This is a genomic window from Adlercreutzia equolifaciens DSM 19450 (assembly GCF_000478885.1).
Lineage (GTDB): Bacteria > Actinomycetota > Coriobacteriia > Coriobacteriales > Eggerthellaceae > Adlercreutzia > Adlercreutzia equolifaciens.
In genome coordinates, this window is sequence record NC_022567.1 from 1,955,886 (window position 1) to 1,974,907 (window position 19,022).

A 19,022-nucleotide genomic window follows, 5' to 3' on the forward strand; every position below is an offset into this window, starting at 1 on the left:
CCGTCAATCTGCTGCAATTTCAGGCAGTTCGCCGACCGGAGCCTCAATGGTCATCCTTGCCTCAGCCACACAAAGCGCCTTCCTGTTCGAATCCCACTCCAGCAGATCAAGCGCTTCGCGCGCCGAGCACCATCGGTATTCCGCATGCTCTTCGCTAAGCCGAACGACGACGCTAGTATCAACATCAACGCAGAATGCATACTCCGGAATCTCCAGAACATCATCGCCCCATCGATAGCAGCCCACCACATCGAGAACGGGAACCATGGCGACAGACTCAAGATCGATCAGCCTAGTCACGCTGACCCCCACCTCCTCCATCGTCTCCCTAATTGCAGCCTCGCGGGGTGGTTCGTCGCCCTCCCCGCCGCCGGCGACGCCTTGCCAAACTGACAGATCGGCACGCTTCAATACCAGGTATTCAGGGCCGTTGGCATCAAGCCTTCGCAGGAAAACAAGCACTTGGAACGGAACGCGGCTCATCAGGCTCTCATTCTCCAATCAGAGGGCTGCAGTTCAAAATGCCCTTCAAGAGGTTCTACCACGGTTTACTTCACACCGCCCGGCCGCCAAGCTGCATCCTCGGAAGCAAGGAGATCCTAGAGAAGTATCGCCGTCCTAGAAGCAGGGCCCCCGCCCCTACTAACACTGCAACCCGCGAATACGAGCTAGGCCTCGCCTTCTTCCGAAGGATGGGCTGGTGGGAAGTGCTGATGATGGAACGCACGCAGCTCATGACGAAGCTGCAGGTGGCGGTCGAGAAACGAGGCGGGGCGCGCAGGAGCTCTGCCTCTTGTTTTGCGCGAAAGGGCATCGGCTATCTCGATGAACTCGGAGACGCTATCGATCTGCGAGGACGTGACCGTCACGACGTCGAAGCCGTCGGCAAGCAGGGCATCGCGGCGCCGAGAATCGCGCGCCTGCTGATGTCGCTCACCATGGAAGGCGAGACCGTCGTACTCCGCCGCGACACGCGTCTGCGGCCACAGAAAGTCGCAGACCACCCGATCACCCCGCGCGATGCGCACTGCCTTATCTGAAAGAGCGACGGGCTCGTTAGCAAGTGCGGGAGGCAGCCCCAAACCGCCACGGCGCATCGGCGTAAGGAGCAGCGCGCCCATTTCAGTCTCTTTCACCGATGCTGATTTCGCGCAAAGGAAAGGAATGATGGAGCGCGCTTTCTTCGACCCCTTAATGCGCTCGGCGCGCTTCGCGAACGCAGCAAGTCGCCCTGGCGTTGCAAGCTGCGTCCGCACAAGTGCACTCGACCGTCCTGCATCCAAAGGGTAGCACCCGCAGAGCTCATAGCCCAAGGCAATGAGCTCACCGGCAGAGAGGGACTCGGCCATCTGAACAAATACGAGCTCCGGGGAGCACAGGGCAATACCTGGAGCAATCTCCAGAAAGGCTCCGCGTGGCAGAGGCACCGCAATCTGATGGAAGCGAACGCGCTTCGTAGGATGGCGCCCCTCTTTCGGCCGCGCGAGAACATGGAGAGGGCGCTCGACCGTGGCGTTGTCCCATAGCTCTTCGAGCATTCGCTTCAGGCTGGGCCTTTTCGCACTCTCGATGGCTGCACGAACAGCAGCCTCGGTATCAGCAGCATGAGCAAGCGAGCTGAAGCCCTTCAAATGGGAAGAAGGAAGGTGCCCCACATCACGCGAACGCAGATCGTGGAAGGCACGCAAAGCCAGAGGATGGTTGCACGACCAGATCCTGAGAAGATCCAAAGCTGTTGTATGACTGAAGATCACTTCCATGCGCTGCAAGATAACAAATTTCGGGCGCCGTTGATGGCTGGCACGACAAATCTGCTGAATGGACATTCCTGAGCAAAATAGTTGTCTTTGGGATGACTTCGCTTTCGCTTTTCGAGAATGAAACCTGGGCATTCTAGTCCTCTTGGAAACCTCGGCCCCCTTCAGCTTGTTTCCATTTACGGGGACTGCAGCACAATGACTATCCTGGGGTCTTGAGTACCCGTATGAAAGGTTGCCTAATGGGCTTGGTCAACGGGGACGCCTCATTTTGCACGAGATTGACGGTTATGAGCGTCTAGGTGTCTCGGTAAAGAATAGGGCCGCGAGTGGTTTTAACAAAATACCTGGTCAGCGAACTGAGCTGGATGAAAATGTTGACGCGATAATTTACAAGCACATCTCGAGACGCTCATAACCGTCAATCTCATGCAGAAAAGCACCTTTCAAACACCGAGCATCAGTTTGCTGGGAACGAGCCGTCCGCAGGAAGCCGACGACTGCCCAATGCGTTCCACAGGCGACGCAGATCTCGAGCCTGAATAGAAAACGGAGCCCCGAAGTGGGGCTCCATTGGAGGATTCTCCGGCTCGCTTCGCTTGCTCGGAACGACACGTGCTCTACGGCAGGAGCAGCTGGGCGATTTGCACGGCGTTCAGGGCCGCGCCCTTGCGGATCTGGTCGGCCACGTCCCAGAAGGCGATGCCGTGGGGCACGGTCGGATCCTTGCGCAAACGTCCGACGAAGGTGCCGTCGGTGCCGGCGAGCAGGCCCGGCATCGGGTACACCTTGTTCGCAGTGTCGTCCATCACCTCCACGCCGGGGGCCGCCTCGAGCGCCGCGCGGGCCGCCTCCACGGTCACTTCGTCGGCGAACTCCACGTTGATGGCCTCGCCGTGGCAGCGCAGCACGGGAACGCGCACGCACGTGGCCGCCACCTCGATGGCGGGGTCGCCCATGATCTTCTTGGTCTCGACGACCATCTTCCACTCCTCTTTGGTGGAGCCGTCATCCAAAAAGACGTCGATATGCGGAATGGTGTTGAAGGCGATGCGGTGGGCGAAGGCGGAGATTTCCAGCTCGTCCTCGGGAGTGCCGTCCAGGAAAGCGCGGGTCTGGTCGTACAGCTCGGCCATGGCCGGCGCGCCGGCGCCGGAAGCGGCCTGGTAGGTGGACACCACGACGCGCTTGATGGGAGAGAGGTCGTAGAGCGGCTTCAGCGCGACGACCATCTGGATGGTGGAGCAGTTCGGGTTCGCAATAACGCCGTTATGCCACGCCACATCCTGCGGGTTCACCTCGGGCACCACCAGGGGCACGTCCTCATCCATGCGGAAGGCGCTGGAGTTGTCGATCATCACGGCACCGGCGGCGGTGACCGCCTCGCGCATCTCCTTGGACACGGAGGCGCCGGCCGAGAACAGCGCGATGTCGACGCCCTCGAAGGACTCCGGCGTCATCTCCTGCACGGTAAGCTCGCCGGCCGGCACGAGTCCGCACCCCTCGAAGGGCACCTTCTTGCCAGCCGAGCGCGCGCTCGCAAGAGCGCGAACCTCACTCGCCGGGAAGTCCACGTCATGCAGCACGCGCAGAAACTCCTGTCCCACCGCACCCGTCGCTCCCGCTACGGCCACCACAGGATTTGCCGGCATTTCCTTCGTCCAGGTCATTTAACGTCCTTTCTTCATTTTGGCGGCGATCTCTTCCGCTGAAAGCTGGGTTTCCACGAACACGTCGTCGGAATCGAGCCCGAAGGCGGTGTGCAGGCACTGGACGGCCTGTACTGCCTGGGCCGCGTCCACGATCATGGACAGGCGGATGGGCGACGTGGAGATGGCCACGATGTTGATGTTGTTGTCGCCCAAGGTCTGGAACGTGCGCGAGGCCACACCCGGAGAGGACTTCATGCCCGTGCCCACCAGCGACACCTTCGCGATGTCCTCGTCGACGATGAACTCGCGAGCGCCGATCTCGGGCACGATGCGCTCCATGGTCTCCTTGGCGCGGGGCAGATCGGCCCCAGGAGTCGTGAAGGAGATGTCGGTGAAGCCGGCCTCGGACACATTCTGGATGATCATGTCCAGGTTCACGTTGGCAGCGGCCAGCGCCCCGAACACGCGGGCGGCCACGTTCGGCGCGTCGGGCACCTGGCGTATGGTCACCTTCACTTCCGACGTGTCGCTGGCGATGCCGGTGATGACGGCTTCTTCCATTTCGTACTCCTCCTTGACATAGGTTCCCTCGGCCTCCGAGAATGCGGAGCGGGAATGGATGACCACTTTCCATTTGCGGGCGAACTCCACCGCGCGGCTCTGCAGCACGCCTGAGCCGGCGCTGGAGAGCTCCAGCATGTCGTCATAGCAGATGGAATCGAGCTTGCGGGCCCGGGGCGCGATGCGCGGGTCGGTGGTGTAGACACCATCCACATCGGAGTAGATCTCGCAGACGTCGGCATTAATGCCCCAAGCGATGGCCACCGCCGTCGTGTCCGACCCGCCGCGACCGAGCGTGGTGATGTCGCCGTTGGCATCGATACCCTGGAACCCGGCGACCACGGGAATGGCGCCGTCGTCCAGCGCGTCTAAGATGCGCTCGTTGTGCACCTTCACGATGCGCGCCTTGTTGTGCGTGCCGTTGGTCTCGATGCCCGCCTGGCGTCCGGTGAAGCTGATGGACTTGTAGCCCAAAGCCTCGATGGCCATGGCCAGAAGCGTCATGGAAACCTGCTCGCCGGTGGACAGCAGCCGATCCAGCTCGCGGGCCGGGGGCGCCGTCGTGATGGCGGAGGCGAGCCCCATGAGCTCGTCGGTGGTCTTGCCCATGGCAGACACCACGGCCACCACCTCGTCCCCGCGCTGGCGCATGCCCACCAGGCGCTTGGCGACGTTTTTGATGCGCTCGGGGGAGGCGACCGACGTGCCCCCGAATTTCGCGACGATCAGAGCCATTGCGCTTGCTCTCCTTCGATACGGAACTAGTCGAAAATGCAAGTGGGCACCACTATAGCAAAGTTGCAAGGTCAATGAGGGCGAGCGCAGCCCGTACGGGCGCATCTTCGGTTGGAATGCCATCAGCGGCCACGGGCGGCGAGCGGCCGTCCGGACCGGGGACGCCGGCCACCCCGCCACGTGGCGCCGTCCACCCCGCCAGGTGACGCCGTCCGTCCCGCCACAGGAACGCCGTCTGCTCCATCTACCTAGTATGTCGGTTTTCCGACGGACGACACCCACCGTCCGCTGGCGGCCGCACCATTGTTTATGATGGCCTGTGTACCTATCATGATCGCTTTGCATTCAACATCGGGCAACGCCATCGGAGAGGAGAAGCCATGCCGGCCATCATCACGCACGACCTGTTCGGGAAAGACGTGTACGGCGAGACCTTCGATACCATCGGGGGCTCCCGCGATGCGGCCGAGGCCTTCCTTTTGGGCAACCAGGGCCCCGATCCTTTGTTCTTCGTCGCGCCCGATCCGCGCTACCGCCGCGTGGGAAAGCTGGCCTCAACGCTGCATCGGGCGCGCCCGGCAGAATTCCTCGTGGCCCTGAAGAGCGCTGTGCGCGAGCTGCCGGCGCAGGAGCGCTCCGTCGGACGCGCCTACGCGCTGGGCTACGTGTGCCACTACCTGCTGGACAGCACGGTGCATCCACTCGTCATAAGCCAGGTGAACGCCTTGTGCGGCGCCGGCGTGGAAGGCCTCGCGGCCGAGGACGCCCATGAGGTGCACGCCGTTATCGAGACCGAGCTGGACGAGCTTGTGCTGACGGCCAAGCGCGGCGAGACCGTGGCCACCTACCACCCCGCCACCTCGGTGCTGCGCGGCCGCGACAGCATGCTGGATACCGTGGGCCGCCTGTACGCCGGAGCCGTCGACAACGCCTTCGGCCTCGCCATGCCCAAGGGCATGTTCAAAAGCGCCGTGCGGGCCGAGCGCGCGGCCCAGCGGGCCCTCTACTCCCCCACCGGCGCCAAGCGCGCCGTGCTCTCCGCTGCCGAGCGCCTCGTGCGCCCCCATGCCATGACCGGGGCCATGAGCCACCGAGCCGCCGAGCGCGCCACTTCCGCCTTCGCCAACGGCGAGCGCGCTCCCTGGCGCCATCCGGCCACCGAGGCCGTCAGCCGCGCCAGCTTCTGGGATCTGTACGACCAGGCGCGCGCAGGCGCCCTGGACGCCATTAAGGCCATGGATGCCGACGACTTCGACCTGGCCGCTTCCCACCGCCTCACCGCCGACGTGAACTTCTACGGCGAGCCCGTGGTGGCCCTCGTCGTGGCCGTGGAAGACGCCGCGGCCGGCGACGACGTCCCCGACGTGCGGAATCGGTAGGAACGCCCATGACCCTCGAGACCGCCTTCGACCTCCCCTTCTGGTTCGAGTTCGCCGCCACCGTCACCGGCGGCCTGTCCGGCGGCATGTCCGCCGTGCGCGCCCGCTACGACATCTTCGGTACCGTGGCCATCGCCTGCATCACCGGCATGGGCGGCGGCATCATCCGCGACATCCTGCTGCAGAACTACGGCCTGTACGCCTTCCAAAGCCCTTGGTTTCTCCTTTCCTGCGCCCTGGCCGGCGTGGCGGTGTTCTACTTCGGCAAGCTGGCCACCTACCTGGACCCCATCGTCGACCTCCTGGACAACATCTCGGTAGCCCTGTGGGCCATCATCGGCGCGTCGAAGAGCCTCTCGGCGGGCCTTACCGTCATCCCCTCGGTAGTGCTCGGCACCATCACCTCCATCGGCGGGGGCATCTCCCGCGACGTGCTCATGAACCGGCCGCCCGTCGCCTTCCAAACCGGCCCCATCTACGGCAGCGCGGCCCTCATCGGCTGCATGGTCTACTGCCCGCTGAAGGCCAACGGCATCCTGCCCGACGCGGCGGGCATCCTGTGCGCCGGCCTCATCATGGTTCTGCGCTACCTGTCCCTCATCATGGGCTGGCGCACCAAGCCGCCCCGCGACTACTCGGACACGGTGGTGGAAAGCGTGGCGCGACCGATGCGCTTCATCGCGCGCAAGGTGCACGTGCCCATAGGCAAGACGGCCCGCGAGCGCCAGGGCACAACCAAGTTCGATCGCTTCAAGAGGAAGGGCAAGAAGCTTTACGATCGCCTGAGCGGCCGCTGGATGGACGACGACGGCGAGCACTTCCAGCCCACCGTGCTCATGGACAAGCTCGTGGTGCCCCTGGCCGATGAGGACGAGCATGCCTCCGAACCGGCCCCCGATCCCTCCGATCGCCTGTTCGTCGACCGCGACGAGCTCTACCGCATCATCGGCCTCGACCACGAGCCCCGCCGCACCGGCCCGCAGGCGGCGGTGAAGGATTCCGCCGCGGAAGCCAAGGATTCGAAGAGCGCGGAAGGCGCGGAAGGCGCCGACGCAGACACGGCACGAAAAGCCGACGACGAGCCGGCCTTCGACCCCTTCGAACCGCAAACCCCCGACCCGAAGAAGCCCCAGCACAACCCCCGCGACCAGAAGAAGCGTTCATGACGCTCTCCCGTCACCGGGTACACCAAATTCGTGCAGGAATTTGCGATAGGGAGAGGCCGAGGCGATCCTACAACCGATTTAGAGTCTCCCTATCGCAAAATCCTGCACGAATCGCCCAGACACACTCTCTCTAACGAAAAATCTTGCACGGAAATACGGCGACCGTCGCCGCGCACTGAACAAGCCCGCCGCTTGGCCTGCAGACATCCCCGTAGGGGCCGGCCTCGATCGGCACTCCCGAGCCAGAACGTCCGCCAATGCAGAAAGGGCGGCGCAAGCGCCGCCCCTACGTAGGTGTACCGATTCCCCGATCCTGAGCCTACATATTCTTCAACAGAATCGTGCTCATGAGGTCGGCGGTGTGCTCGCAGGCGTCGCAGCAGCTCTCCATGAAGGCGTACAGGCGCGACCACTTCAGCACGTGCATGGGCTCGTCGGCGTGGTTCACATGCAGGTTGCGGATGACCTCCACGTACAGCGCGTCGGCCTCTTCCTCGTTGTCGGAGACCTGAATGACCAGCTGCTTGAAGTTCTTCGACTTCTTGAAGTTGCGGAAATCCTCCATGGCGGCGTCCACGGCCTTGCACGACTTGCGGATGAGGGTGGCGAAGCGCAGGGCGTCCTCGGGAATCTGATGGATGTCGAACATGTAGAAGTACTGCAGCACGTCCTCGATCTCATCCAGAATCTCGTCCAGCGCGCCGGCCAAAGCCACGATGTCCTCGCGATCGAACGGCGGCATGAAATCATTGCCGACGTGCTTGTAGATGTCGTGGTTGATCATGTCGCCGGCGTGCTCGAGCGCATGGGCCTCATCGAGCACCGCGCGCAGGGCGGCGGCATCGGTGAAGTTCTCCATGGCGCGCACAAGGACGCTCGCCTCTTGCACGGCCAGATCGGACAGCTCTTCGTAGGCGTCGAAGTAATCGTACTTGTGTTTCTTGGCCACTGGACTTCCCTTCTCGTGTTACAGGATCATAAGGAACAACTTGGCGCAGGCGAAGCCCAAGATGCCGCACCCGGGAAAGGTGAGCACCCACGTCTTCACCATATCGATGGCGATAGACCATTTCACGGACTTGGGGTTCTTCGCGGCCCCCACGCCCATGATGGCCGTCGTGTTGGTGTGCGTCGTGGAAACCGGCAAGCCCCCGAAGGTGGCGAGCATAAGACTCACGAACGTGGAGAGGCTGGCGGCGAATCCTTGGAACGCCTCGAGCTTCACCATGTCCATGCCCACGGACTTGATGATGCGCTCGCCGCCCACGGCCGTACCGAGGCCCATGTTGAAGGCGCAGAAGAGCATGAGCCACATGGGCATCGCCACGCCCGTAAGATCCATGCCCATGCCGGCGGTCATCATGATGGCCAGCATGAAGATGGACATGAACTTCTGGCCGTCTTGGGCGCCATGCATGAAGGCCACGCCGGCGCCGGAGCAAATCTGCGCCCACTTGAAGAACGAGTTCGCCTTCTGACGGTTCACATGCCGGCACAGCCGCCCGATGAGCTTGTAGTTGAGCCAGCCCAGGCCGAAGCCGAGCAGCGTCGAGAGCAAAATGCCGTAGATGACCTTCATCCACTCGGCCCCGTTGATGGCATCGAGACCGCCCTGGACGGCGATGGCAGCCCCCGTGAGGCCGGCGATGAGCGAATGGGACTGGGAGGTGGGAATGCCGAACCACCAGGCCGCCGCACCCCAGACGATAATGGCGACCATCGCTGCCATGAGCGCCGTCAGGGCCTGATGGGAGTTGCCGCCGAAATCCACCATGGAGAAAATGGTATGGGCCACCGCCGTGGAGACCAGCGACACGAGCAAAAGCCCCAGAAAGTTGAACACCGCCGCCATGATGATGGCGTGCCGAGGCTTCATGGCCCGGGTTGAGACCGCCGTGGCAATGGCATTGGGCGCATCCGTCGCGCCGTTCACGATGATAACGCCGATATTAAGCAGGGTCACCACCAGAAGGATGGGGTTCTGCATAAGCTCGGAGAGGAAAAAGGTCCACTCGATCGTCACGGAGTTCCTTCCAACAGATAAACTGCACCCAGAAAATGCGCAGTGGCCCAAGTCTACCCTATGACACGCCGTCAGCAAGACAGACTGCTGTGTTTTTTTTGAAAAAGCTCCTACTCGGGGTCGCCGTAGAGGGCGAAGACGCGACGGCGCTCGGCGCCGATGGTGGTGAGGTTGTTGTGGCCGGGAAGAACCGCCGTGTCATCGGGCAGGGCCGCGAGCTTCTTCAAGGAAGCGCGCATGTCGGCCATCGATCCACCTGCGAAATCGGTGCGGCCGACGGTGCCGGCGAACAGCGTGTCGCCCGAGATGAGCACCGGCAGCCCCTTGGGATGGTTGCCGAACTGCGGTATGTCGAACAAGCAGATGGAGCCGGGAGTGTGGCCGGGTGTCGCGATGACCTTCCACTTCATGTTCCCCACTTCCACGACATCGCCGTGGGCAACCGTGCGATCCACGGGGCAGGGAACGCCGCGGGTTGAGAGATCCTCGTCGCGAGGCTCCTCAATAAGCGGCGCGTCTACGGCCGAGGCGATGACCGGAGCGCCCGTGGCCTCGCGCAGCTCAGCAGCGGCGCCGGTGTGGTCGAAGTGGGAGTGGGTGAGCACGATGGCGTCCAGCTTGCGGTCACCCAGGGCCGCGAGAATCTTGTCGACCGAGCAGCTCGGATCCACCACCATAGTGCCCTCGCCGTCGGATACGATGTACACGTTGTTGGCGAGCACGCCCATGATCATATACTCGACATCGACGCACAATCCGCTGATCTCATACAAATCCGTCGCCATTTCTCAACCTTTCTTGCTTGATCCTTGGGGCATCATTCTACGGGCATCGAAGACGCCGTCGATGGCGGACAGGCGCTTTGTCATGCGCTCGATAACCGCCAAGTCGGACAGCTGGAAGAGGAAGCGCATCTCCACCATGCCATCGCGGTGGGTGGTGGTGTTGCAGGACAGCACATTGGCGCCCATCTCGGAAATGACGCGCGTCACATCCAGAAGCAGGTTCATGCGGTCGAGCGCCTCGATGTAGATCTCCACCTGGTAGGTGGCCGCCGTGGGCGTCCCCTCCCATTCCACCTCGATGATGCGCTCGGGATGCCGCTTCAAATCGAGCGCGTTGGGGCAGTCGGCCCGGTGCACCGACACGCCGCGGCCGCGGGTCACAAACCCCAAGATGTCATCGCCGGGCACGGGGTTGCAGCAGCGCGACAGGCGCACGAGCACGTCGTCGACGCCCTTCACCACGATGCCCTGGGACGAGTGGGTCTCGTGCTTCTTCGGGCGCTTCACGGACGTGAGCATGGGGGCCATAATGCCCGTGGAGGAGGCCGATGTGCCCACCGTGGGCTTCTCCGCCTCCTCGTTGCCCTTGTCCACCAGGATCTTCAGCAGACGGTTCGTGACGTGCTGGGCCTTCTCCTTGCCCGTGCCGATGTGCACGTACATCTCATCGGGGTCTTTGAAGCCGAGCGCCTCGGCCACCAGCTTCAGCGCCCGCATCGACTGGGCGCTGGAAAGCCCCAGCCCGTGCTTGCGCATCTCGCGCACGAGCATGTCGCGGCCCATCTGCATGTCGTCGGAGCGGGTGATCTTCGAGAAGTAGGAGCGGATCTTGCTGCGGGCCGAGGGCGTCTTCACGATGTTCAGCCAGTCGCGGGAGGGGCTCGCGCTCTTCTGGGTGAGCACCTCCACGCGGTCGCCCACCTGCAGCTGGTAGGACAGAGGCACGATGGAGCCGTTCACCTTGGCGCCCACGCAGTGGTTGCCCACCTCGGTGTGGATGGCGTAGGCGAAGTCCACCGGCGTGGAACCGGCACGCAAGCTCATGACCTCGCCCTTCGGCGTGAACACGAAGACCTCCGTGTCGTCGAGGTCCATCTTCAGCGACTTTAGGAACTCGCGGGAGTCCTCGGTCTCGTCCTGCCAGTCCACCATCTGGCGCAGCCACGCCAGCTGGGCATCCAGGTTGTCGGCGGCGCCGGGGCGCGAGGCGCCGGTCTCCTTGTAGCGCCAGTGGGCCGCCACGCCGTACTCGGAGTTGCGGTGCATCTCCTCGGTGCGGATCTGCACCTCCAGGGGACGTCCGGCCGGCCCCATGACCGTCGTGTGCAGCGACTGGTACATGTTGAACTTCGGCATGGCGATGTAGTCTTTGAAGCGGCCGGGCATGGGGTGCCACAGCGTGTGCACCGCGCCCAGAGCCGAGTAGCAGTCCTTCACCGAGCTGGTGATGATGCGCACGGCGATGAGGTCGTAAATCTCCGAGAATCCCTTGCCCTTCTTCGTCATCTTCTGGTAGATGGAGTACAGATGCTTCGGACGCCCCATGATCTGGGCCGAAATTCCCACCTTCCCCATCTCCTCGTGGAGCACGGCGATGACGTCGGCCAGGTACTTCTCACGCTCGGCGCGGGACTCGGTCACCATGCGGGAGACCTGCTTGTACTTGTTGGGCTCCAGGTAGAAGAAGGAGAGGTCCTCCAGCTCCCACTTGATGGAGTTGATGCCAAGGCGGTGGGCGATGGGGGCGTAGATCTCAAGGGTCTCGCGGGACTTGAAGATGCGCCGATCCTCGCGCAGGGCCGCCAGTGTGCGCATATTGTGCAGACGGTCGGCCAGCTTGATGACGATGACGCGGATGTCCTTGGACATGGCCACGAACATCTTGCGGATCGTGGCCGCCTGCTCGTCGGTGAGCGACTCCACCTCGATGCGGGTGATCTTGGTGACGCCCTCCACCAGCGCCCGCACCTGCGGGTTGAAGGTGCGCTCCACCTCCTCGGCCGTCACCTTCGTGTCCTCCACGGTGTCGTGGAGCAGCGCCGCCGTGATAGTCTCGGCATCCATGCGCAGATCGGCCAGGATGATGCCCACCTCGATGGGATGGATGATGAACGGCTCGCCGGACTTGCGGCACTGGCCCGCGTGGGCGTCGCGGGCGAACTCGAAGGCGCGGCGCAGCATGGCCTCCTCCGGCGCGTCCATGTAGGCACTCGTCAGGCGCGCCAGCTCGGCGAAGCGGTCCTCGGGCGTGGCGGGCCCGCGTTCGATGGCCGAATCGGCCGTGGGATGCGGGCGGCCCAGAAGCGCGTCCACGGTCTCTTTCGTGGCCTTCCCGGCGCTGACGGCATCGGCCGCCGCCCGGACGGAATCGTCTCTCTCGGCGCTCATGGGCGCCTCCCTTCTCCTGAACGCGGATGGTCCGCGGATCGTTATCGGTTAGTGCCCCTGGCCCGGTCGGTTCCTCGGCACGATGGGGTGGCACAGACGCACCGTGAGCGCGGGCTCGTCGGTGCCCAGCGCCCATCGGCAGAAGCCGCCGAACAGCGTGCGCTCGTCGATGCCCTCGCGGTAGCGCACCGAATCGGTCAGTTCCACCTTCGACGCCCCCTCGCGCACCCGCACCCACAGATGCGGGCGGCCGGCCTCGTAAACGGTGCGCGTCTCGATGAGCCCGAGCTCGCGGAACACGGCCAAGCCGCAGGCCGCCGAGGTGGGACTCACGGCGCGGAAGGCGTCGGAGGCGGCCTCGGCCAGATCGGCGTCGGCCACGCAGAAGTAGTCGTCGGGAGTGTTGCGCTGCAGCGAGCGCAGCTTGCGGTACACCTGGGCCATGACGTCATGATCCGGCGTGGCGTCGGCCAAGATGCGCTCGTTGATGGAGGCATCCCCGCGCCCGTAGAGCAGATGCACCCACGCCGGCTTCCCATCACGCCCGCCCCGGCCGCTCATCTGGTTGAACTCCACGTCGCTGAAGGGCAGATGGTACAGCACCACGTGCCGGATGTTGGGAATATCGACCCCTTCCCCGAAGGCCGAGGTGGCCACGAGCACCTTCAGGTCGTCGCGACGGAACAGCTCTTCGATGCGCTTGCGCTCGTCGCGGGAGAGCCCCGCGTTGTAGAAGCCGATCATGCAGGCGAGCTGCGGCACCCGCCGGCGCAGCATGCGCGCGAGCGCCACGGAATGCTCGCGGGAGTTCACGTAGATGACGGTCTTCTCGCCCGTGGCCACCAGGGAGGCCAAATAGTCGTCGCGGTGCGGGATGTTGCGCTGGTCGTCCAGGTACAGGTTGTCGCGGGCCGTCTCGTCGATGACCGAGTCCTGAATGGGCAGCACCGCATCGATGTCGTCGGCCACGGCGTCGTTGGCCGTGGCGGTCACCGCGAGCACCACGGGGTCTCCGAGCCGGGTCAGCGCCCGGTCGAGCTGGGTGTAGGCCACGCGCTGGCCAGCCTTGGCCTGGCCGATGTGGTGCGCCTCGTCCACGACGACGAACCCGACGCGCCCCGAGGCCGCCAGCTCGTCGGTGTGGAACATGAGGTACTCCGGCGTGGTGAGCACGATATCGAGGCTCCCGTCGGCCAGCCCCGCGTACACCGCCGCGCGCTCCTCGGGCGTCGACTCGCCGGTGATGACGGCGCTCGCAATGCCGAAGCGCTCGAGGCTCGCCCGCAGATGGAATACCTGGTCGGCGATGAGCGCCCGCAAGGGGTAGATGAACAGGCTCGCGGCATGGTCGGTCAGCGCGCGGAAGGCGGCGTAGGTTTGGAAGCACAGCGACTTGCCGCGCCCCGTGGCCATGACGGCGAAGGTGGACTTCCCCGCCCGCAGCCGATCGAGAATCTCTCGCTGGGCCGGATGCAGCGGGCGGTCGCCGATGATGGCCTTCACAATGGCCGCCTCCAGGCCGTCCGGGTCGCGCCGGGCCGTCTCCTCCCACTGGGCGCGGCGGGGCGCCAGATCGGGCAGCGCCGGCTCGGGCGCCTCGTCGGCGGCCGCAAGATCAGGCTCCCCTTCCGCTTCGGCGAACAGATCGGCGGTGAACGACACGGCGTCCGGGTCGAGGCAGGCCTCCAAAGCGCAACAGCTGCGCGCCGGGGCCACGGTTTCCAGCATGGCCTTCACCGAGCGGCGGCCGCGCCATTCGTCGATCTGCACCGTGAAGGCGGCGTCCACCACCGCGTCGTTCACGAGCAGCGCGTCGATGGCGGCGCAGTGGAACATGATGCCGGCCACCGATGCGCGCCCGTTGGTGAGCGTGCAGGCGAAGTGGTCCTTGGTCTGGCCCACGGCCCGGGTGTTCACGAGCGTCACGTTCCGGGCGAGGAACGTGGGCTGGGGGTTCTCCTGGCCGAAGGGGGCGAGCCGCTCGACCAGCGCCACGGATTCGAGCGTCAGCTCGTCCAGGCTCACGAGCGCGTCCACCTCGGTCAGCGGGTGGAAGGCCGCCTCCGGCAGCTTCTGCATATAGGCGTCGAGACGCTGGGCGAAGGCCTTCAAATTTTTGGTGGGGATGGTGACGCCCACGGCCGCCCCGTGGCCTCCGAAGCGCTTGGTGAGATACGAGATCGACTCCACCGCCTCGAAAAGGTTCACGTTGCCCACGGAGCGTCCGGAGCCGCGGGCCTCGTCGCCGTCGATGGTGAACAGAAGCGCCGGCACCCCGTAGGTGTTCACGAGGCGGGAGGCCACGATGCCCTTCACGCCCTCGTGCCAGCCCTCGCCGGCCACGACGAGGGCCCGCTGGCCGTGGTAGATTCTGCTGGCCTGCTCCTTCGCGATGTCCGACAGCTCCGCCTCAATGGCGCGGCGCTGGTTGTTCACGTCCTCCAGGGCCTCGGCCATGGCGCAGCACTCGCCGTAGTTGTCGCACATGAGCAGATCGAGCGCCAGATCGGCGTTGCCCATGCGCCCGGCGGCGTTCAGGCGCGGAATGAGGGAGAACGACAGGTTCGTGGCCGAAAGCGGTTTTCCGGCCTGGCCCGTGGTGGCCAGAAGCGCGGCGATGCAGGGACGCGGGTTGGTGTTCATGCGCGCGAGGCCGTCGGCCACGAGCGCTCGGTTCTCATCGCGCATGGGCATGAGGTCGGCCACAGTGCCCAAGGTGGCGAAGTCGGTGTAGCTGCGCCACAGGTGCGGGAAGCCCAGACGGCTGCCGAGCACCTGCACGAGCTTCAAGGCTACGCCCACGCCGGCGAGGATGGCGCTCGGGCAATCATCGGCCATCTTCGGATCGGCCACGGGCACGCCCTCGGGCACGAGATCGGCCGCCTCGTGGTGGTCGGTGATGTAGACCTCCACCCCCGCCTTCAGAATGTCGGCCACCTCGTTTTTGCAGGCGATGCCGCAGTCCACGGTGACGATGACGTCGGGCTCCAGAGCTCGGGCGCGCTCGAAAGCGGCCGCGGTGATGCCGTAACCCTCCCCGAAACGGCGGGGAACGAAGGGGAACGCGCAGGCGCCGAGGGCCCGCAGGCCCCGGGTGAGCACGGTGGTAGCGGAGATGCCGTCCAAATCGAAGTCGCCGAACACGACGATGCGCTTCTTCTCGCGGATGGCGTCGATGAGCCCGTCGGCCACTTCTGCCAGCCCTGGGATCTCCAAGGGATTGCGCCAGTCGCGGTCGAGCGAGGGGTTCAAGAAGCGCTTGGCGGCCCGCACCGTGGTGATGCCGCGGGCCACGAGGGTCGTCGCGATGAAGCGGGGCAGGCCGAGGTCGTGCGCCAGACGCGCGACGATCTGCGGATCGGCCTCCCGGATGCTGAATTGGGCGGTCATAATGTGCTAGCTACCTTACGTGCGTTCTTCTTCGTAGTTCGGAGGGTATTTTCGCACAAAGCTCGCATTCTGTCACCGCAGCACGACGGCGGCGCGGCAATTTCCCACGGCACCGCCCGGGCAGCTCCTCGCAAGCCGTCAATCGACGCTCGGCAGCGAGTCGCACAGCACCTAGCGGTTGTCCACTTTCTCGGGGTACAGGTCGTGCTGGGACAGGCGCGTCCAGGCTACTTCCTCCCAGCGGGTGCCGGGGCGTCCGTAGTTGCAGTAGGGGTCGATGGAGATGCCGCCGCGCGGGGTGAACTTGCCCCAGACCTCGATGTACTTCGGATCCATGAGCGCGATGAGATCCTTCATGATGATGTTCATGCAGTCCTCGTGGAAGTCGCCGTGGTTGCGGAAGCTGAACAGGTACAGTTTGAGCGACTTGCTCTCCACCATGCGCACATCGGGCACGTAGGAGATGTAGATGGTGGCGAAGTCGGGCTGGCCGGTGATGGGGCACAGGCTCGTGAATTCGGGGCAGTTGAACTTCACGAAGTAGTCGTTGCCCGGGTGCTTGTTCTCGAAGGTCTCCAGTACCGACGGGTCGTAGTCAGTCGGGTACTGGGTATGCTGGTTGCCGAGCAGGGTGACGCCGCCGGCGCGGGTTTCGACCTCGTCGCGGCCAGCCGAGGCAGCGGCGGGAGCAGTCGCTGGCGCGGGGCCGGCATCCTCGCGAGCCAGATGGGCCGCGATGGCGGCCATAGCCGAAGTATCCACCGATCCCTCGGGCTTTCCGATTGCATCATCGTCGCTGCCAAACAGCGCTTCAGCCATGTCCATTGGTTTCATTCCCAGCTCCTCTTCTTTAGCAACTCCTTGGGGGCGGGCTGCGGGGTACCGCTCAGTCGCTCAGACAGTCCTCGCTCGGCGAAACAGGACGTTTAGTCCTGTTTCGAACGCTCTCGGAACTCGCTTGGTGAGCAATACCCCACATCCCGCTACACTCAACTCTGCTTGATTATCTCATAGCCGGATCTTCGACGCCGTTGGCGGCGAAGGCGGCGGCACGGTCGAGGCAGGTGGCGCAACGACCGCAGGGCGCCTCTCCCCCTTCGTAGCACGACCAGGTGAGCTCGTAGGGCACGCCAAGGGCCAGCCCCTCGCGCACGATGTCGGCCTTCGACCAGGTGACGAACGGAGCTTCCAAGCACAGCTCGCCGCCGGTACCCTCCACGATGGCGCGATTCATGGCCTCCACGAACTCCAGCGAGCAATCGGGGTAGGCGTTGCCGGCCCAGTCGTCGTGATGGGCTCCGTAATAGACCGTCGAGCAGCCGAGCGAGAGGGCCATGGAGGCCGCCGAGGAGAGGAAGAGCCCGTTGCGGAAGGGCACATACGTGCTCACCGGACCGCCGTCGCCTTCGGCCTGCTGATCGGCGTAGCTGGACTCGGGGATGGCCGCATCGGAATGGGCCAGAAGCGAGCAGTCGCTGTCGGCGAAGATGGCGCCCAAATCGAGGAAGCGCTGCTCTACACCGTAATGGGCCGCCACGGCGCGGGCCGCTTCAATCTCGCGAACGTGCTTCTGCCCGTAGCTGATGGAAAGCGCATACACGTTTTCCGCTCCGTACTTGCTCACGGCCCGCGCCAAAAGCGTCGTGGAATCCACGCCGCCGGAGCACAGCACCAGGGCTTTGTTGTTGGTCATGGTTCCTATCCTTCCAGATCCTTAAACCCCGCGCGTCTCGTCGGGCCAGATGATCTTGTGCAGCTGCAACTGCAAACGGGCGCGGTCCAAGCCGTGCTCGATCAGATAGGCGGCGATCTCCGCCGACTCGATGGCGCCCCATACCGGACTTGCCAGCACCGAGCAGCGATCCCACAGCCCCGCCTCGTCGGCGCAGCGCTCCATGAAGACCAGATCGTCCTCGGTGCCCACGACGAACTTTACGGCATCGCGCGTATCCAGCAGATCGTAGTTCTCGCGGCGCATGGCGGCGGACACGGCCTCGCCGGCCGTGGGCGTCTTCCAATCCACCGTGAAGTGCAGGCTGCCGGGAAGCCCCGCCTCGGCGCACGCCTCGCGCAAGTGCGCCATGGGACTCAGGTCGCGCGAACCGTTCGTCTCGATTTCCACGCGCAAAGGGCGCGGGTCGTCCACCGCGAGCAGAGTCTGCACCAGATCGGGCAGATAAGGCTGCAGAAGCGGCTCGCCGCCGGTGAGCGTCACGCACGACACGCCGGTCTCGGCCACCCAGGCCACCAGATCGGGCACGCTCCACCCTTCCACTTCCACCAACGGATGGTTCGCCCAGCGGGTGTCGCAGTAGGTGCACCACATATTGCAGCCGGCGAACCGGATGAAAGCGGCCGGCCGCCCCGCCGCCAGGCCCTCCCCGTTCACGGACACAAATTTCTCCGCCACGGGGAACAGCTGGGCACGGGGGGCGATGGTATGGCGCGCCTGGTGCCGCTCGGCATCCAGCAGGCCGTCGTTCTCCTCCTCGGGCACCATGGGCTATCGCTGCTCCCGGTAGTAGGCGCAGTTGTTGGGGGTCTCGTAGACCTCCACCTGGGCCACGGGCAGCCCGCGGGCGGCCAGCGCGTCGAAGAACCACTTCGCGAGGTTCTCCGCCGTGGTGCGGAAGGGCACAATGAACAGGGCGAAACCCTCGCGCTCGAGGCACGCCAAGGTGTCGGGGGCAAGGGAGCCCTCCTCCACGATGAAATGGTGGTCGAGCCGCTCGGTCAGCGCGCGCAGCTCGGTTTTGAACTCGCCGAAATCCACCACCATGTCCTTGCAGGTGCCCTCCGTCTGCAGGTGCTCCACCTCCAGATAGGCCACCACGCGCCAGCGGTGCCCATGCAGGTTCTCGCACTTCCCATGATAATCGGTCAGAAAATGAGAGGCATCGAACGAGCTCTCTGTCTTCAATCCGTACATATCGAATTCTCACCAATCTACGAACATTTGTATGATATAATCAACATCGCAGGGAGCAAACGCCCTCTGCATTCACCCCGCCACGATGCTAGCTAGAGAGGGGGTGATGCAGATGAGCGATATGCTGGCCTTAATCCAAGTCCTTGTTGGAGTTGCCACATTCATTGTAGCTGTTTTGACGCTACAAAAAGAGAACCCGCCGAATAACGGCGGGAACTCCAACAAAGAGGGCGAGGATTAGGCGCCCTTCTTTAGGC

General features: G+C 64.3%; 16 protein-coding genes. 3 read left to right on the top strand and 13 right to left on the bottom strand.

Features of this window, described 5'->3' with window-relative positions; genetic code table 11:
- Window positions 1-3: 3 nt before the first annotated feature.
- The 4 genes from AEQU_RS07745 to AEQU_RS07760 all read right to left on the bottom strand — a co-directional run bounded on the left by AEQU_RS07745 (window position 4) and on the right by AEQU_RS07760 (window position 4,705).
- Complete coding sequence (locus tag AEQU_RS07745) at window positions 4-483, bottom strand: NUDIX hydrolase (protein WP_070098421.1); 480 nt, start codon at window positions 481-483, stop codon at window positions 4-6.
- Between the two features lie 185 nt (window positions 484-668).
- Window positions 669-1,892, bottom strand: coding sequence for a hypothetical protein (locus AEQU_RS07750; RefSeq protein ID WP_022740368.1), 1,224 nt, complete (start codon window positions 1,890-1,892; stop codon window positions 669-671).
- A gap of 485 nt (window positions 1,893-2,377) precedes the next feature.
- The gene (locus tag AEQU_RS07755; protein ID WP_022740369.1) at window positions 2,378-3,427 is read right to left on the bottom strand and encodes an aspartate-semialdehyde dehydrogenase; all 1,050 of its coding nucleotides are present in this window, start codon (window positions 3,425-3,427) and stop codon (window positions 2,378-2,380) included.
- The gene (locus AEQU_RS07760) at window positions 3,428-4,705 is read right to left on the bottom strand and encodes an aspartate kinase (protein WP_022740370.1); all 1,278 of its coding nucleotides are present in this window, start codon (window positions 4,703-4,705) and stop codon (window positions 3,428-3,430) included.
- Window positions 4,706-5,085: 380 nt separating this feature from the next.
- Between AEQU_RS07760 and AEQU_RS07765 the strand changes: the two genes are divergently transcribed.
- Window positions 5,086-6,084, top strand: coding sequence for a zinc dependent phospholipase C family protein (locus AEQU_RS07765; RefSeq protein ID WP_022740371.1), 999 nt, complete (start codon window positions 5,086-5,088; stop codon window positions 6,082-6,084).
- A gap of 8 nt (window positions 6,085-6,092) precedes the next feature.
- On the top strand, window positions 6,093-7,250 hold the full coding sequence (locus tag AEQU_RS07770) for a trimeric intracellular cation channel family protein (protein WP_022740372.1): 1,158 nt from the start codon (window positions 6,093-6,095) through the stop codon (window positions 7,248-7,250).
- A 319-nt stretch (window positions 7,251-7,569) separates the two neighbouring features.
- On the opposite strand, the gene AEQU_RS07775 is transcribed toward AEQU_RS07770, so the two are convergent.
- The 9 genes from AEQU_RS07775 to AEQU_RS07815 all read right to left on the bottom strand — a co-directional run bounded on the left by AEQU_RS07775 (window position 7,570) and on the right by AEQU_RS07815 (window position 18,765).
- Window positions 7,570-8,199 (bottom strand): DUF47 domain-containing protein, encoded by a 630-nt coding sequence (locus AEQU_RS07775; RefSeq protein WP_022740373.1) that lies wholly within the window; start codon window positions 8,197-8,199, stop codon window positions 7,570-7,572.
- Between the two features lie 18 nt (window positions 8,200-8,217).
- Entirely contained in the window at window positions 8,218-9,273 is a 1,056-nt protein-coding gene (locus AEQU_RS07780; protein WP_022740374.1) for an inorganic phosphate transporter, read from the bottom strand.
- A gap of 110 nt (window positions 9,274-9,383) precedes the next feature.
- Entirely contained in the window at window positions 9,384-10,058 is a 675-nt protein-coding gene (locus AEQU_RS07785; protein WP_022740375.1) for an MBL fold metallo-hydrolase, read from the bottom strand.
- A gap of 3 nt (window positions 10,059-10,061) precedes the next feature.
- Entirely contained in the window at window positions 10,062-12,446 is a 2,385-nt protein-coding gene (locus tag AEQU_RS07790; protein WP_022740376.1) for a RelA/SpoT family protein, read from the bottom strand.
- Window positions 12,447-12,494: 48 nt separating this feature from the next.
- The gene (gene recJ / locus AEQU_RS07795) at window positions 12,495-15,836 is read right to left on the bottom strand and encodes a single-stranded-DNA-specific exonuclease RecJ (protein ID WP_022740377.1); all 3,342 of its coding nucleotides are present in this window, start codon (window positions 15,834-15,836) and stop codon (window positions 12,495-12,497) included.
- Window positions 15,837-16,007: 171 nt separating this feature from the next.
- Window positions 16,008-16,670, bottom strand: coding sequence for a preQ(1) synthase (gene queF / locus AEQU_RS07800; protein WP_022740378.1), 663 nt, complete (start codon window positions 16,668-16,670; stop codon window positions 16,008-16,010).
- Between the two features lie 169 nt (window positions 16,671-16,839).
- Window positions 16,840-17,529 carry a 7-cyano-7-deazaguanine synthase QueC gene (gene queC, locus AEQU_RS07805; protein ID WP_022740379.1) on the bottom strand — a complete coding sequence of 230 codons (690 nt, stop codon included), beginning with the start codon at window positions 17,527-17,529 and terminating at the stop codon, window positions 16,840-16,842.
- A 21-nt stretch (window positions 17,530-17,550) separates the two neighbouring features.
- Complete coding sequence (locus tag AEQU_RS07810) at window positions 17,551-18,336, bottom strand: radical SAM protein (RefSeq protein ID WP_022740380.1); 786 nt, start codon at window positions 18,334-18,336, stop codon at window positions 17,551-17,553.
- A 3-nt stretch (window positions 18,337-18,339) separates the two neighbouring features.
- Window positions 18,340-18,765 (bottom strand): 6-pyruvoyl trahydropterin synthase family protein, encoded by a 426-nt coding sequence (locus AEQU_RS07815; protein WP_022740381.1) that lies wholly within the window; start codon window positions 18,763-18,765, stop codon window positions 18,340-18,342.
- Between the two features lie 112 nt (window positions 18,766-18,877).
- Here AEQU_RS07815 and AEQU_RS13040 point away from each other — a divergent pair, with 112 nt between their 5' ends.
- Window positions 18,878-19,006, top strand: coding sequence for a hypothetical protein (locus AEQU_RS13040; RefSeq protein WP_270356267.1), 129 nt, complete (start codon window positions 18,878-18,880; stop codon window positions 19,004-19,006).
- Window positions 19,007-19,022: the final 16 nt, after the last annotated feature.